Below are 14,197 nucleotides of genomic sequence, written 5' to 3'. Positions count from 1 at the left end.
TTCGTTTAGGAAACAGGGCTTTTTTATTAGATCTATACGTGTTTCAGACCGGAGATCAGGCCTCTGTCTGTGACGTATCTGCGGCAGGTTCGGCTGCAGGAACGGCTTTATCAGCGGTTTTCTTGGCAGGCGATCCGGCGGTTTCAACCCGGGTCCCGACAAGCTCCACCCGTGACATGGGGGCGGTATCGCCGGGACGGATTCCGACTTTGGTGATTCGCGTGTAACCGCCGGAAATGGCGCCATACCGTGCAGGCGCTTCCTCAAACAGTTTATGGACAACGTCCTTTTCAGTCATGACGGACAGGGCCTGACGCCGGGCATGGAGGTCACCCCGTTTGGCAAGGGTAATCATGCTGTCGGCCCATCGTCTGAGTTCCTTGGCTTTGGCATCGGTCGTGTTAATCCCGTCATGCTTGAACAGGGATGTTACCATATTTCTAAACATGGCGTTGCGATGACTTGATGTTCGGCCTAATTTTACGCCGGATTTTCTATGTCTCATTGAATATTACTCCCCTTCAGATATATCGTCATCTGGTGGCGTGAACCCTTCGAGCTTCATGCCGAGAGAAAGTCCCATTTCACCCAAAACTTCCTTGATTTCGTTCAGAGATTTCCGACCGAAATTCTTTGTTTTGAGCATCTCGTTTTCCGTTTTCTGAACAAGCTGATAAATTTTGAGGATATCGGCATTCTTCAGACAATTGGCGCTTCTTACAGAGAGCTCAAGCTCTTCGACATTCCTGTAGAGGTTTTCATTGAACTCTTTTCTCTGTGTATCTTCTGCATTTTCTTCAAGTTCGGGCTCGATGTCCTCATCGAAATTGATGAAAGGATTCATCTGCTCCTTGAGAATTTTCGCCGCATAAGCCACGGCGTCTTCCGGTGAAAGGCTGCCGTCCGTCCAAACTTCCAGGGTCAGTTTATCGTAATCGGTCTTCTGGCCGACCCGGGCATTCGAGACGGAATAATTCACCCGTCTGATCGGGGAGAATACCGTGTCGATGGCGATGGTACCGAGCGGAGCATCTTCATCCTTGTTGTCTTTGGCCAGGGAATACCCTCTGCCGTAGCGTACGGCCAGATCCATGTTCAGTTCTACGTCTTCGGTCACCGTGGCGATATGCTGTCCGGGATTGAGAACAACAACACGTCCGTCGGGACTGACGATATCACCTGCCGTAACCTTTCCTTTTCCCGATGCCCTGAGGGTCAACGTCCTGGGTTTGATATCCTCGATCTTAAGGCGTATTTCCTTGAGATTCAGGATAATCTCGGCAACGTCTTCAAGAACACCCGGGACCACGGAATATTCGTGAAGTACATCATCAAACTTCACGGAAACGATGCCTGCTCCGTAAAGCGACGACAGGATGATCCGACGAAGTGCATTGCCCAGCGTGATACCATAGCCGCGTTCGAGAGGTTCACAGACGAACTTTCCGTACGTGGGGGTGCTCTCGACATGCACTTTGTCAGGTTTTATCATCTCTCGCCAGTTGATGTATACAAGTTCGTCAGATGACATATCTTAATCTCCAGAGTTTTCTTTAAAAAACCGATCGTTGCGCTACCTTACCGCGTCTATTTCGAGTAAAGCTCGACAATCAGCTGCTCTTGAATCGGTATGGTGATGTCTTCGCGGGCAGGAAGACCCGAAATCGTGCCCTTCATGTTTTCTTTATCAAGGGACATCCACTGGGGTACGCCACGTCTGACGACTGCATTCAAGGAGTCGGCGATAATCTGGACGGTCTTGCTCTTTTCTCTGACCTGTATCACATCGTCCTTTTTCACGAGATAGGACGGAATGTTAATCTTTTTTCCATTGACGAGAAAATGATTGTGTCTTACGAAATGTCGTCCCTGTGTTCGTGAATTGACAAAGCCAAGCCGGTAGACAACATTGTCCAGGCGACGCTCAAGGTTTGCCAGAAGATTGGTACCGGTGATGCCTTTCTGGCGATCGGCTTTGTCGAACATCAGACTGAACTGTTTTTCGGAAACGCCGTAAATACGCCGAACCTTTTGCTTTTCACGAAGCTGTACGCCGTAATCGGAGTATTTTCCACGACGCTGGCCGTGCTGTCCAGGAGGGTACCCACGTCTATCGAATCCACACTTGTCGGAATAACATCGATCGCCTTTAAGAAATAATTTCATATTTTCGCGTCTGCATAAACGGCAAACCGATCCTCTATACCGTGCCAAATTCGCCTCCTTCTAAAACTATATTGACATTACGAATCTAAATTTAAATGTAAAATAAGGAACGCTTACACCCTTCTTTTCTTGGGAGGGCGGCAACCATTATGAGGAACGGGGGTGACGTCCCTGATTTTGGTCACGGTAAAACCGACGGACTGAAGGGAACGCAACGCGGATTCTCGGCCGGCACCGGGGCCTTTGACAAATACTTCCACGGTTTTCAGACCATGCTCCTGAGCTTTCTTTGCCGCATCTTCAGCCGTCAATTGGGCCGCAAACGGAGTGCTTTTTCGAGAGCCCTTGAAACCATGCATGCCCGCACTGGACCATGAGATGACATTCCCGTTGGTGTCGGTAATGGAAACAATGGTGTTATTGAATGTGGATTGAATATGGACCACACCGGTGGAAATATTCTTTTTGACTTTCTTTTTGGTTTTAGTTCGGGCTTTAGCCATCGCTGAAGCTTGCCTCCTGAATGGTTATCTTATTGCTGATAATTATTTTTTCTTTTTAACGGCCGTACGTCTGGGGCCCTTGCGGGTCCGTGCGTTTGTCTTGGTTCTCTGGCCATTAACCGGGAGAGACCGTCTGTGACGAAGGCCACGGTAACATCCAAGATCCATCAATCGTTTGATGTTCATGGATATTTCAGTGCGAAGTTCACCTTCCACACGATACTGGCTGTCGATGGCCTTACGAATATTGTTGATCTCATCATCCGTCAGCTGGTCGGCGTGTTGGGTTTTATCGATCTGCAAACCATCAAGAATTTTAACAGCCGTGGACCGTCCAATGCCATAAATATAAGTCAAGGCGACATCAATTCTTTTTTTTCTGGGTATATCAACACCTGAAATTCTTGCCAAAACCGTGTCCTCCTCTATCCCTGTCTCTGTTTATGGCGTTTGTTTTCGCAGATGACCCGTACCACACCTTTTCTACGAATAACTTTGCATTTAGAGCACATCTTTTTTACTGAAGCTCTGACTTTCATGTTTTACTCCCTAATAAATTTATACGACAACCTATCGATCTTTCCTACTTTGAACGGTAAGTGATCCGTCCTCGGCTTAAATCATACGGAGAAAGTTCGACTGTTACCGTGTCACCTGGTAAAATCTTTATAAAATGCATGCGCATCTTACCAGAAATATGTGCCAGTATCTGGTGTTTATTTTCGAGTTCAACTTTAAACATTGCATTGGGCAAAGTTTCCAACACCCGGCCCTGAACCGTAATAGGTTCTTCCTTTGCCATCTCTACTCCTCCGGATCCACGTTCCGATTGTTGATCGAAGCCGCTCTAAATACCATCAAACCCACATCAATATCAACATATTTTTAGCGTCTTCCTCTGAACTTCTGACCGGTCTTGAGGAAGCCCTCATAATTCCGGACATGAAGATGGGATTCCATCTGAGCGACGGTGTCGATGGACACGCCGACAACGATCAGCAAGGCCGTTCCGCCGAAATAAAACGGGACATGACCCTTGGTGATCAGAATCGAAGGAAGCACACAGATGGCCGACACATAAATCGCACCGACCAGCGTCAGTCGGGTCAGCACCTTGTCGATATAATCGGCGGTCCGTTTGCCGGGACGAATACCCGGAATGAACCCGCCATTTTTTTTGAGATTCTCAGCCACTTCCGTGGGGTTGAATGTAATCGCGGTATAGAAGTAACAAAAGAAGATAATAAATCCGACGAATACTATTTCGTACAACGCGCTGCCCGGGCTCATCATATCATTCAAGGTCTGAAGAACCGGAACGTCGGGGAAGAACGACAGAACCGTCGTGGGAAACATGATGATCGACGAAGCAAAAATCGGCGGAATGACACCGGCGATATTGATTTTAAGCGGCAGATGAGAACTCTGCCCACCGTAAACCTTACGACCCACGACGCGTTTTGCATACTCCACGGGAATGCGGCGCTGGGCCTGTTCCATGAAAATGATAAATGCGACCACGGCAATCATGAACGCGATAAGAAGCACCACGGCAAAGATCCCCAGCTCGCCCGACGAGAGAAGCCGGAACGTACTGATAACGGCCGCAGGCATATTGGCCACGATCCCCGCAAAAATAATCAGGGAGATTCCGTTGCCGATTCCCCGTTCGGTGATCTGCTCACCCAGCCACATGATAAAGGCCGTCCCCGCCGTCAGGGTCAGTACCGTCATCAATCGGAATGACCATCCGGGATATTGAACGACTTTCATCGCCTCAAGGCCCACGCTGATCCCAAAGCCTTGAATGACACTGAGAAGAACCGTTCCGTAACGGGTGTACTGGGTAATTTTCTTACGGCCCTGCTCACCCTCTTTCTTCAACTGCTCGAGGTAGGGGACCACCACGGTCATCAGCTGAAGAATGATCGACGCACTGATGTAAGGCATGATCCCCAGGGCGAAAACAGACAGGCGTTCAAGAGCACCACCCGAAAACATATTGAACATACCGACAATTCCACCACCAAATTTGGAAAAAATGTCTGACAGAGCATCGGCATCGATTCCCGGGGTTGGCACATGGACACCCACACGATAAACGAAGAGCAGCATCAACGTGACAAAAATTCTTCGCTTGAGTTCGGGCAGTTTGAATATGTTTTGAAAGCCGCTTGTTGCCATAATGTCTTAAGCCTCTACTTTTCCACCGGCAGCTTCTATTTTTTCCTGAGCACGTTTGCTCACCTTGCAAGCTTTGATGATCAGGGCATTTGAAATGTCACCATCGCCAAGAATCTTGATGGTGTCGCGTTGACCTTTGACCAGTCCGGCCTGAACCAAAGAGGCTTCATCGACCACGGACCCGGCTTCAAAACGAGCCAGATCGCGGACATTGAGTACGGCTGTTTCTTTCTTGAAAATATTGGTAAAGCCGCGTTTGGGAAGGCGACGGTGGATGGGCATCTGGCCACCCTCGAAACCCGGACGGACGCTGCCGCCTGAGCGGGCTTTAAAACCCTTGCTGCCCCGACCGGCGGTTTTTCCCCACCCTGAGCCGACACCGCGTCCGACGCGCTTACGTTCTTTTGTCGATCCCTCAGCAGGAGATAATTCATTAAGCTTCATTGCCCGCCTCCTCAACATTCACAAGATGAACGACTTTATTCACCATTCCGCGAATGGACGGTGTGTCATCCAGTTCAACCGTCCGATTCATTTTGGTCAGTCCCATACCGCGCAACACCTTGCGATGCTTCTCAGGCCTGCCTATCATGCTCTTGACAAGAGTTATTTTAAGCTTTTGTGACATGGACTCGGTTCCTTAACATTAAAGGTCTTCTATACTGATTCCGCGACGTGCAGCGACCTGCTTACGACTCTGGAGCTGCCTCAATCCCATGATGGTCGCCTTGACGACATTGTGGGGGTTATTGGACCCCATGCATTTCGTCAGAATGTTTCGTACGCCTGCCGCTTCGAGAACCGCACGGACAGCACCGCCTGCAATCACGCCGGTACCTTCTGATGCCGGTTTGAGAAGAACGCGACCCGCACCGAATCGACCGATGGTCTGGTAGGGAATGGTCCCGTCAACCACATTGACGGCCACCATGGTCTTTTTAGCCTGTTCAACACCCTTGCGAATGGCTTCGGGAACCTCTCCGGCTTTGCCCAGCCCATATCCGACACGACCTTCCCCGTCGCCGACCACAACGATGGCGCTGAAACTGAAACGGCGGCCGCCTTTAACGACTTTTGCAACACGGTTGATGTGAACAACCTTGTCGATAAATTGATTTTCTTCGACTTCTTTCTTAAACAAGGGACTGCCTCCTTAGCTAAAATTCCAATCCTGCTTCACGAGCACCGTCTGACAGAGCTTTAAGCCTACCGTGATAAATATAGCCATTCCGGTCAAACACAATCTTCTTGATTCCATGATCAAGTGCTCTCTTTGCCACAAGCTGCCCGATGGAATTGGCACAGGCTTTTTTGTCACCGTTTTTGACAAAATCCTTTTCGACGGTGGAGGCGGACACAAGTGTCTTGCCGGCCGTATCGTCGATGATCTGGGCATAAATATGTTTGGTGCTCCGGAACACACAGAGCCTGGGACGTTCACTGGTTCCGGTCACTTTCTTTCTGATCCGGATTTTCCGTTTAAGCCGTTTTTCGTTTTTCGATAAATTACTCATATTGGCGTTCCCTGTTATTTCTATAAGGTGATTATGATGCTCTCATCATTAAACAGCATCATCACTTTAATCACATAGGGATTAAAGGCTCTGTTATTCACATTCAACTATGCTGCGGTTTTACCGGCCTTGCGCTGAATGGTCTCTTCAAGATATTTGATGCCTTTGCCCTTGTAAGGCTCAGGAGGTCTGATCTTTCGGATTTCCGATGCGATCTGACCGAGCTTCTGTTTGTCGATGCCCGACAGTTTGATCTGGTTCTTCTCGACTTCAGCCGTGATCCCCTCGGGAAGGGTATACTCCACAGGCTTGGAATACCCGACGCTCAGAACGACCGTGTTGCCTTTGACTTCAACACGGTAACCGATACCGTTGACCTCGAGAACACGGACAAATCCGGTGGAGACACCGGTCACCATGTTGGCCACAAGGGCGCGGGTCATACCATGAAATGCATCGGCGTTACGATCATCGGATGCGATGATGACGGAAAGTTCCTTGTCGTCGATCTTCACATCGACAAAGGGGTGAATCCGTGCATCAAGACTACCTTTCGGGCCTTTGATGGTCAGCAGGCGATCCTTGTATACAACTTCCGTCTTTTCAGGAATCTGTATAATTTTTTTTCCGACTCGAGACATGTGCTTATTCCCCTTATTACCAGACGTTACAAAGAATTTCGCCGCCCAGGTTTTCTTTCCTGGCCTGAATATCGGTCATGATTCCATTGGATGTGGAAATGATGGCGATACCAAGACCGTTGTATACCGGCTTGATGTCTTTCGTCTGTGCATAAATCCGGCGACTGGGCTTGCTCACCCGTTCAAGGCCATAAATCACGTGATTGCCGCTTGATTCATACTTCAAATACAAGCGAAGCATGCCCTGTTTCCCGTCTTCGACAAATTTATAGTTCTTGATATAGCCGTTGGTTTTAAGTATTTTGGCCAGCTCGACCTTGAGCTTCGAACCGGGAATATCTACGGTCTGAAACTTGGCCTTACCGGCGTTACGAATACGGGTCAGCATATCCGCGATGGGATCACTCATACTCATTGCTTACTCCATTGGAATAAAACGTTTCATTAATTAATCCATCTCCATGGAACTACCAGCTGGATTTGGTCACGCCAGGCAGTTTGCCGTGCGATGCAAGTTCCCTGAAGCAGATACGGCATATACCAAACTTCCGCATGAATGCTCTTGGTCTTCCGCAAAGAGGGCACCTGTTATAACCACGAACCGAAAATTTGGGTTTCCTGGCTGCTTTCGCAATCATTGATTTCTTTGCCAAAACACTCTCCTCACTATCGTTTAAGCTGCGTATGGGAGAACATGACACAATAGGGTCACATTCTTAGTTTCTAAACGGCATTCCCAGAAGTCTCAGCAGTTCCTTGCTTTCCTTGTCCGTATGGGCAGTGGTGACGAAGGTCACATTCATACCCTTGATCTTATCAATCCTGTCATATTGAATTTCAGGAAAAATGATGTGCTCTCGGATGCCGAGGGTATAATTTCCCTTACCGTCGAACGCCTTGCCGGAGATCCCCCTGAAATCACGGATACGGGGCAGAGAGATGTTCACCAGACGATTGATGAAGTCCCACATTTTCTCTCTGCGAAGCGTCACGGTACAGCCAATGGGCATTCCTTCTCTCAGTTTGAAGGCAGCCACGGATTTTTTGGCTCGGGTGATCACGGGTTTCTGACCTGAAATCAGGGACAATTCCTCAGCAGCCGTTTCAAGGATCTTGGCATTTTTGATCGCCTCACCCAACCCCATATTCAAGACAACTTTTTCAATCTTCGGCACTTGCATCACATTCGCATAATTGAATGTTTCTTTAAGCTTCGGAATGATTTCGCTTTTATATAATTCGTAAAGTTCTGACATCACAGCCCTCCGGAAAAGCCCTAAATATCGATGGTCTCATTGCATTTTCGACACACACGCACCTTGTTGCCATCGTCAAGGGTCTTCATCTTGATGCGTACGGGTGACATACAATGATTGCACATCAACATAACGTTGGAAAAATCAACCGGAGCCTCTTTGTCGATGATACCACCCTGGGGGTTTTTCATGCTGGGTTTCTGGTGAGATTTGACCACATTAATGTTTTCAACGACGACACGACTTTTCTTGTTGATGATCCTCAGGATCTTGCCGATTTTGCCCTTGTCCTTACCGGCAATGATCTTGACCTTGTCATCTTTTTTTAATTTTGTACTTACAGTATTCATAAAGCCATCTCCAAAAACCTCCGGGTTGGTATCTCCGGTGTTTATAAAACTTCAGGCGCCAAAGATATAATTCTCATGAAGCGTTTTGCTCGAAGTTCCCGGGCAACAGGGCCAAAAATACGGGTACCGATGGGCTCTCTGTTGTTGTTGATCAAAACGGCTGAATTATCATCGAAGCGGATATAACTGCCATCGGGTCTGCTGATTTCCTTTTTGGTTCGGACAATCACGGCTTTCATGACATCGCCCTTCTTCACTTTGGAATTGGGCATGGCATCCTTGACGGACACCACAATGACGTCACCCACGTACGCATACCTTCTTTTAGAGCCACCAAGGATTTTGATGCAGTACAATTCTCTGGCACCGGAATTATCGGCCGACGTTAATCTGGTTTCAGTCTGAATCATTTTCTCTACCCTCTATTATCAAACAGCCTTTTCGACTATTTTGCTCACACGGTATCGTTTCAATTTGCTAAGCGGGCGTGATTCCGTGATGATCACCTTGTCGCCGACCTTGCATTCATTTGCCTCGTCATGGGCGGCAAACTTTGCGTGCTGCTTCACATATTTTTTGTAAAGTTTGTGCTTGACGATTCGTTCAACCAGAACAACAACGGTTTTATCCATTTTGTCCGATGTGACCGTTCCCAATATTTGCCTTGTTTTTCCTCGATTATTCATAGTGTCACATGCTCTTTGTAAACGTTTTGTTTATCCCTGGGCCCGAATCAGTGTTTTGATTCTTGCGATATTCTTCCTGATTTTCGGGAGTGCCGACGTGTTTTCAAGCTGCCCAACACCATGCTGAAATCTCAGATTGAAATATTCCTGCTTAAGGTCTTTGAGCTTCGCAGCATATTCTTCGGGTTTGGTGGTCAATATCTTTTTCGTCTTCATCAGTACATGCCTCTCTCAATGAATCTCGTTTTGACGGACAATTTGTGAGATGCAAGACGCAGGGCCTCCATGGCAAGTTCCCTTGAAACGCCTTCCATTTCATAGAGAATCTTTCCAGGCTTAACCACGGCTACCCAAGCATCTGTCGCCCCTTTACCTTTACCCATACGTACTTCGGCGGGTTTCTTGGTAATGGGTTTATCCGGGAAAAATCTGATCCACATCTTGCCGCCGCGTTTGACATGGCGAGTCATGGCAATACGTGCGGCTTCGATCTGCCGTGCATTGATGTAACCGCACTCGACAGCCTGAAGGCCGTATTCACCAAAATTCAACGTCGAACCGCGGTAGGCTTCGCCCTTCATTCTTCCACGTTGCTGTTTGCGAAACTTGACTTTCTTTGGACTAAGCATGTCCTTATTCTCCTATATGCGATTCACGGAAACATGTCGGAATCCGGTCTTACTTGAGGATTTCTCCCTTGAAGATGAATACCTTGACACCGATGATTCCGTAGGTGGTTTTCGCTTCTGCAAATCCGTAATCGATATCCGCTCTTAAGGTATGAAGAGGGACGCGACCTTCTCTGTACCACTCTGTCCGGGCCATTTCAGCTCCGCCAAGCCGGCCGGAACAAATGGTCTTGATCCCTTCGGCCCCAAAACGCATGGCGGAAGAAACGCAGCGTTTCATGGCCCGGCGAAATGCAACACGACGTTCAAGCTGAAGGGCAACATTTTCCGCCACCATCTGGGCATCTATCTCAGGCCGTTTAATCTCCTGGATGTCGATCATGATTTCCTGAGCATCAAGATTATCCGAAGATATCATTCGAACCAGATCATTCTTCAACAAACCGATTTCCGCACCTTTCTTTCCGATTACAATGCCCGGTCTGGCTGTGAAAATACGGAGCCTGATGCGTTTAGAGGATCGGTCGATCTCAATCTTTGAAATACCGGCATGAAAAAGCCGTTCTTTCAAATATTTTCTGATTTTGAAATCCTGGAGTACATAATCCGAGTACTCTTTATCGGCATACCAACGTGAATCCCACGTTTTAATTATACCTAATCTCATTCCTATTGGATTAACTTTCTGGCCCAAAGCTTTCTCCTCCTGCCCAACTATGCTTCGTCAGCAACGATGACAGTGATATGACTTGTTCTTTTCAAAATTCGCGATCCCCTACCTCGAGCACGTGCTCTGAAACGCTTGAGCATCGGGCCTGCATCCACAAGTATGTTTTTGACGATCAGCGAATCAACATCAAGGTCATTATTGTGGTCTGCATTTGCAACTGCCGATTTCAAAACCTTTTCCACAATACCCGAGGCTTTCTGGGGCATGAAGCGAAGGGCATTCAGCCCGGCTTCTACCTGCTTTCCCTTGATCGCATCTACAATCTTACGTACTTTCTGAGGAGAAATGCGTACATGTTTTGCTACAGCTTTAACCTCCATCACGACATTCCTTGTACTTTAAAATTCGGTTTATTTTTTCTTCGTTTTTTTATCACCGGCATGGCCATAAAATGTCCGAGTGGGTGAAAATTCACCAAGTTTGTGGCCCACCATGTTTTCTGTGACAAACACGGGAACGAACTTTTTTCCGTTATGAACTGCAAAGGTAAGGCCAACCATTTCAGGTATGATTGTTGACCGCCTTGACCAGGTCTTGATCACCTGGTTATTCCGATTTTCCTGAGCCACAAGAACTTTTCTAACCAGACTCGGCTCTACAAATGGCCCTTTTTTTAACGATCGAGGCATAATATCTCCTGAAATCTATTCTTCAATGCCTTTTATGGCTTTCACTCAGTCAATTATTTCGTACGCCGCTTGACAATGTACTTGTTCGTTGTTTTGTTTTTACGGGTACGGTAACCCTTGGTGGGTTTACCCCAAGGTGAACATGGATGACGACCACCGGAGGAACGTCCTTCACCACCACCCATGGGATGATCGACCGGGTTCATGGCAACACCGCGAACACTGGGTCTGATACCGAGCCAGCGGCTTCTGCCTGCTTTTCCTTTACTGACGCTGTTATGTTCCGTATTACCAAGGCGTCCGATGGTGGCGCAGCACTTCATCAGGACCATGCGTACTTCACCGGAAGGAAGCCGTACCATGGCGTAGGATTTTTCCTTGGCCATCAGCTGGGCAAAGGTACCGGCGCCGCGTACGATCTGACCGCCTTTACCCATTTTAAGCTCGATGTTGTGGATCTGGGTTCCAAGCGGAATATTTTCAAGGGGCAGGGTGTTGCCCGGTTTGATATCCGCTGACGCGCCGGAGGTTACCACATCGCCCACATTCAGGTTGATCGGGGCCAGAATGTAACGCTTCTCGCCGTCGGCATAATTCAACAGGGCGATCCGTGCGGAACGGTTGGGATCGTATTCGATCGCGGCCACTTTGGCCGGAATGTCAACCTTGTCGCGTTTGAAATCAATCACACGGTAATGCCGTTTGTGCCCACCGCCTTTATGGCGGCAGGTAATCCGACCGGCTGCGTTTCGGCCACCTTTTTTCTTGAGTGGTTTGAGCAGACTCTTTTCCGGCTCGTTCTTCGTTATGCCTTCAAAGGTCGAGTATTCCTGAAATCGCCGACCTGGTGATGTTGCTTTGGTTTTTCTGATTGCTGCCATCTAAACCCCCGGATTATACGCCTTCAAAGAATTCGATTCTTTCACCAGGCATCAACGTTACGATCGCTTTTTTCCAATCGCGTCGCTTACCAGTTATTTTGCCTCGCTGTTTGACCTTGCCCTTAACCTGAATCGTGTTGACGTCCAGGACTTTCTTATTGAAAATTTTTTCCACGGCTTTCTTGATTTCAATGCGGTTTGCATTCCGTGGAACCTCAAAAAACACCTTGTTGGCTTCTTCGTGAAGAATATTTGTTTTTTCGGTGTTCAGAGGTCTTATGATGATATCGTATTCATTCATGCTGAAAGTCTCCCTTCAATGCCTTTGAGCGACGATTCGAGGATGAGCAGTTTATCATATTTGAGAATATCATAAACATTGAGCCCTTCCGTAGGCATGACCTTGATGCCGGGAATGTTCCGCGCGGACAGTTCGAGATTGGTGTTGTCGCCATCCGAAATAATCAGCGCCTTGGCGGCATCGAGTTTCGTGATGATGGCCGCGACGGCCTTGGTTTTAATTTCATCAAGTTCGATCTTGTCCACCACCAGAAGGTTGTTGTTCTGAAGCTTCGTGGAAATCGCCATCTTCAAGGCGAGACGCCGAACTTTCTTGGGGATGGAATACGCCCAGGATTTCGGATGGGGACCAAAGATCACGCCGCCGCCCCGCCGCAACGGCGAGGTAATGTTGCCGGGCCGGGCATTACCGGTTCCTTTCTGGCGGAACAGCTTCCGCGTGCTGCCTTTTACATCGGAGCGGTTTTTCACGCAAGCCGTTCCCGAGCGTCTGGAGGCCAGTTGCATCTTCACCACGTCGTGCAGCACACTTCCTTTAACCGTAACATTGAAGATATCATCGGCAAGATCGACCTGCGACACCTTATCTCCCGTTACATTTATTACATCAACGACAGCCATACCTTCCCTCGTTATCGCTCCATGCTATTGGCCTTCAGCGGAGCATTCCTATGCATGACGCCCAGACGGCATGCATTGTTATTTAGAACATGGGCCTCTTAATCTCGATAAGGCCGGATTTTGCCCCCGGGACCTGACCCTTGACAAGAATAACATTATCGTCTGAACGAATATCGACAATCTGAAGATTACGAACCGTTTTGCGATCGTTACCAAACTGACCCGGCATTTTCTTTCCGCGGACAACCTTGGACGGCCAGGCACTGCAACCGATGGAACCGGGTTCGCGATGGTTCCGGCAGCCGTGAGATTCTGGACCGCGGGCGAAACGATGGCGACGGATCGTGCCTGAGAAACCGCGACCTTTGGACGTACCGGTAATTTCAACCAGCTCACCGATTTCGAACATATCCAGGGTGATTTCCTGACCCAGGGTATACTCTTCGGGTTTATCGACACGGAACTCTCTCAGGTGGGCGAATAATTTATCACCGCTTTTTTTGAAATGACCCTGCAGAGCCTTTGTCGTCCGTTTCGCCTTTTTATCTTCAAAGCCCACCTGTATCGCATTGTAACCGTCGACACCTTCGGACTTGATCTGTGTGACAAAGCAAGGACCCACCTTTACCACCGTCACGGGTATGTACTTACCGTCGGCTGCGTACACGCCCGTCATACCCAGTTTTTTACCTAACATTCCTCTAAGCATGGTCATATTCCTTACAGTTTAATCTCTACATCTACACCCGGAGAAAGGTCCAGCTTCATAAGCGCGTCAACCGTCTGCTGGGTCGGCTCAAGGATATCGAGCAGGCGTTTGTGTGTACGAATTTCAAACTGCTCCCGTGACTTCTTGTTCACGTGGGGTGAACGAAGAATACAGAACTTGTTGATTCTCGTGGGCAGAGGGATCGGACCAACCACGCGGGCACCGGTTTTTTTGGCCGTGTCCACGATATCAAGCGTGGAACTGTCCAGCAATTTATGATCGTATCCTCGAAGCCTTATTCTTATTTTCGTATTTATCATCATCGTTCGAGTCCCAGTTATTGAATGATTCCGGCCACAACGCCCGCACCAACCGTCCGGCCGCCTTCACGGATGGCA

The 14,197-nt window shown here is 48.4% G+C and carries 29 protein-coding genes; all 29 read right to left on the bottom strand.

The annotated features are described in order from the left end of the window. Window positions 1-55 precede the first annotated feature (55 nt). Window positions 56-505: a 50S ribosomal protein L17 gene (rplQ, locus tag ACYQ11_RS14530; protein WP_459924526.1), complete on the bottom strand. Its 450-nt coding sequence runs from the start codon at window positions 503-505 to the stop codon at window positions 56-58. Window positions 506-511: 6 nt separating this feature from the next. Continuing rightward, the gene (locus ACYQ11_RS14525) at window positions 512-1,531 is read right to left on the bottom strand and encodes a DNA-directed RNA polymerase subunit alpha (RefSeq protein WP_459924525.1); all 1,020 of its coding nucleotides are present in this window, start codon (window positions 1,529-1,531) and stop codon (window positions 512-514) included. Between the two features lie 56 nt (window positions 1,532-1,587). After that, window positions 1,588-2,214 carry a 30S ribosomal protein S4 gene (rpsD, locus tag ACYQ11_RS14520; RefSeq protein WP_459924524.1) on the bottom strand — a complete coding sequence of 209 codons (627 nt, stop codon included), beginning with the start codon at window positions 2,212-2,214 and terminating at the stop codon, window positions 1,588-1,590. 65 nt (window positions 2,215-2,279) lie between these two features. Continuing rightward, the gene (rpsK, locus tag ACYQ11_RS14515; RefSeq protein ID WP_459924523.1) at window positions 2,280-2,669 is read right to left on the bottom strand and encodes a 30S ribosomal protein S11; all 390 of its coding nucleotides are present in this window, start codon (window positions 2,667-2,669) and stop codon (window positions 2,280-2,282) included. Window positions 2,670-2,711: 42 nt separating this feature from the next. Beyond that, on the bottom strand, window positions 2,712-3,080 hold the full coding sequence (gene rpsM, locus ACYQ11_RS14510) for a 30S ribosomal protein S13 (protein ID WP_459924522.1): 369 nt from the start codon (window positions 3,078-3,080) through the stop codon (window positions 2,712-2,714). A gap of 14 nt (window positions 3,081-3,094) precedes the next feature. Then, window positions 3,095-3,208 (bottom strand): 50S ribosomal protein L36, encoded by a 114-nt coding sequence (gene rpmJ / locus ACYQ11_RS14505; RefSeq protein ID WP_459924521.1) that lies wholly within the window; start codon window positions 3,206-3,208, stop codon window positions 3,095-3,097. 44 nt (window positions 3,209-3,252) lie between these two features. Next, a complete protein-coding gene (gene infA / locus ACYQ11_RS14500) occupies window positions 3,253-3,471 on the bottom strand; it encodes a translation initiation factor IF-1 (protein ID WP_459924520.1) in 219 nt (72 codons plus the stop codon). A gap of 83 nt (window positions 3,472-3,554) precedes the next feature. Continuing rightward, a complete protein-coding gene (gene secY / locus ACYQ11_RS14495) occupies window positions 3,555-4,853 on the bottom strand; it encodes a preprotein translocase subunit SecY (RefSeq protein WP_459924519.1) in 1,299 nt (432 codons plus the stop codon). 6 nt (window positions 4,854-4,859) lie between these two features. Next, on the bottom strand, window positions 4,860-5,297 hold the full coding sequence (gene rplO, locus ACYQ11_RS14490) for a 50S ribosomal protein L15 (RefSeq protein ID WP_459924518.1): 438 nt from the start codon (window positions 5,295-5,297) through the stop codon (window positions 4,860-4,862). Next, the gene (gene rpmD, locus ACYQ11_RS14485) at window positions 5,287-5,481 is read right to left on the bottom strand and encodes a 50S ribosomal protein L30 (protein WP_459924517.1); all 195 of its coding nucleotides are present in this window, start codon (window positions 5,479-5,481) and stop codon (window positions 5,287-5,289) included. Before rpmD ends, rplO begins: the two co-directional genes overlap by 11 nt. Before the next feature lie 18 nt (window positions 5,482-5,499). Then, complete coding sequence (gene rpsE / locus ACYQ11_RS14480; RefSeq protein WP_459924516.1) at window positions 5,500-5,994, bottom strand: 30S ribosomal protein S5; 495 nt, start codon at window positions 5,992-5,994, stop codon at window positions 5,500-5,502. A 16-nt stretch (window positions 5,995-6,010) separates the two neighbouring features. Beyond that, on the bottom strand, window positions 6,011-6,367 hold the full coding sequence (gene rplR / locus ACYQ11_RS14475; protein WP_459924515.1) for a 50S ribosomal protein L18: 357 nt from the start codon (window positions 6,365-6,367) through the stop codon (window positions 6,011-6,013). 107 nt (window positions 6,368-6,474) lie between these two features. Continuing rightward, on the bottom strand, window positions 6,475-7,008 hold the full coding sequence (gene rplF, locus ACYQ11_RS14470; RefSeq protein WP_459924514.1) for a 50S ribosomal protein L6: 534 nt from the start codon (window positions 7,006-7,008) through the stop codon (window positions 6,475-6,477). Between the two features lie 16 nt (window positions 7,009-7,024). Further along, on the bottom strand, window positions 7,025-7,417 hold the full coding sequence (gene rpsH / locus ACYQ11_RS14465) for a 30S ribosomal protein S8 (protein WP_459924513.1): 393 nt from the start codon (window positions 7,415-7,417) through the stop codon (window positions 7,025-7,027). A gap of 58 nt (window positions 7,418-7,475) precedes the next feature. Beyond that, window positions 7,476-7,709 carry a type Z 30S ribosomal protein S14 gene (locus ACYQ11_RS14460; RefSeq protein ID WP_459924512.1) on the bottom strand — a complete coding sequence of 78 codons (234 nt, stop codon included), beginning with the start codon at window positions 7,707-7,709 and terminating at the stop codon, window positions 7,476-7,478. A gap of 15 nt (window positions 7,710-7,724) precedes the next feature. Beyond that, window positions 7,725-8,264, bottom strand: a complete 540-nt coding sequence (gene rplE / locus ACYQ11_RS14455; RefSeq protein ID WP_459924511.1) for a 50S ribosomal protein L5 — start codon at window positions 8,262-8,264, stop codon at window positions 7,725-7,727. A 20-nt stretch (window positions 8,265-8,284) separates the two neighbouring features. After that, on the bottom strand, window positions 8,285-8,614 hold the full coding sequence (gene rplX, locus ACYQ11_RS14450) for a 50S ribosomal protein L24 (RefSeq protein ID WP_459924510.1): 330 nt from the start codon (window positions 8,612-8,614) through the stop codon (window positions 8,285-8,287). Between the two features lie 41 nt (window positions 8,615-8,655). After that, window positions 8,656-9,024, bottom strand: coding sequence for a 50S ribosomal protein L14 (gene rplN / locus ACYQ11_RS14445; protein ID WP_459924509.1), 369 nt, complete (start codon window positions 9,022-9,024; stop codon window positions 8,656-8,658). 18 nt (window positions 9,025-9,042) lie between these two features. After that, window positions 9,043-9,300 (bottom strand): 30S ribosomal protein S17, encoded by a 258-nt coding sequence (rpsQ, locus tag ACYQ11_RS14440; protein WP_459924508.1) that lies wholly within the window; start codon window positions 9,298-9,300, stop codon window positions 9,043-9,045. Window positions 9,301-9,330: 30 nt separating this feature from the next. Further along, window positions 9,331-9,516: a 50S ribosomal protein L29 gene (gene rpmC / locus ACYQ11_RS14435; RefSeq protein WP_459924507.1), complete on the bottom strand. Its 186-nt coding sequence runs from the start codon at window positions 9,514-9,516 to the stop codon at window positions 9,331-9,333. Next, window positions 9,516-9,929 (bottom strand): 50S ribosomal protein L16, encoded by a 414-nt coding sequence (gene rplP / locus ACYQ11_RS14430; RefSeq protein WP_459924506.1) that lies wholly within the window; start codon window positions 9,927-9,929, stop codon window positions 9,516-9,518. The genes rpmC and rplP overlap by 1 nt, the downstream gene beginning before the upstream one ends. Window positions 9,930-9,978: 49 nt before the next feature. Then, window positions 9,979-10,623 (bottom strand): 30S ribosomal protein S3, encoded by a 645-nt coding sequence (gene rpsC / locus ACYQ11_RS14425; protein WP_459924505.1) that lies wholly within the window; start codon window positions 10,621-10,623, stop codon window positions 9,979-9,981. 20 nt (window positions 10,624-10,643) lie between these two features. Next, window positions 10,644-10,979, bottom strand: a complete 336-nt coding sequence (gene rplV, locus ACYQ11_RS14420) for a 50S ribosomal protein L22 (protein ID WP_459924504.1) — start codon at window positions 10,977-10,979, stop codon at window positions 10,644-10,646. A gap of 30 nt (window positions 10,980-11,009) precedes the next feature. Continuing rightward, window positions 11,010-11,288: a 30S ribosomal protein S19 gene (gene rpsS, locus ACYQ11_RS14415; protein WP_459924503.1), complete on the bottom strand. Its 279-nt coding sequence runs from the start codon at window positions 11,286-11,288 to the stop codon at window positions 11,010-11,012. A 53-nt stretch (window positions 11,289-11,341) separates the two neighbouring features. Further along, complete coding sequence (gene rplB / locus ACYQ11_RS14410) at window positions 11,342-12,169, bottom strand: 50S ribosomal protein L2 (protein ID WP_459924502.1); 828 nt, start codon at window positions 12,167-12,169, stop codon at window positions 11,342-11,344. Window positions 12,170-12,182: 13 nt separating this feature from the next. After that, on the bottom strand, window positions 12,183-12,470 hold the full coding sequence (gene rplW / locus ACYQ11_RS14405; RefSeq protein WP_459924501.1) for a 50S ribosomal protein L23: 288 nt from the start codon (window positions 12,468-12,470) through the stop codon (window positions 12,183-12,185). Beyond that, on the bottom strand, window positions 12,467-13,090 hold the full coding sequence (gene rplD, locus ACYQ11_RS14400) for a 50S ribosomal protein L4 (protein WP_459924500.1): 624 nt from the start codon (window positions 13,088-13,090) through the stop codon (window positions 12,467-12,469). Before rplD ends, rplW begins: the two co-directional genes overlap by 4 nt. An 82-nt stretch (window positions 13,091-13,172) precedes the next feature. Beyond that, on the bottom strand, window positions 13,173-13,799 hold the full coding sequence (rplC, locus tag ACYQ11_RS14395; protein WP_459924499.1) for a 50S ribosomal protein L3: 627 nt from the start codon (window positions 13,797-13,799) through the stop codon (window positions 13,173-13,175). Between the two features lie 11 nt (window positions 13,800-13,810). Beyond that, the gene (gene rpsJ / locus ACYQ11_RS14390) at window positions 13,811-14,119 is read right to left on the bottom strand and encodes a 30S ribosomal protein S10 (protein WP_459924577.1); all 309 of its coding nucleotides are present in this window, start codon (window positions 14,117-14,119) and stop codon (window positions 13,811-13,813) included. Window positions 14,120-14,197: the final 78 nt, after the last annotated feature.

The sequence above is a fragment of the Desulfatiferula olefinivorans genome (genome assembly GCF_054657895.1).
Note: the sequence above shows the minus strand (reverse complement) of the source record. Positions and strands in the feature narration are given on the sequence as shown.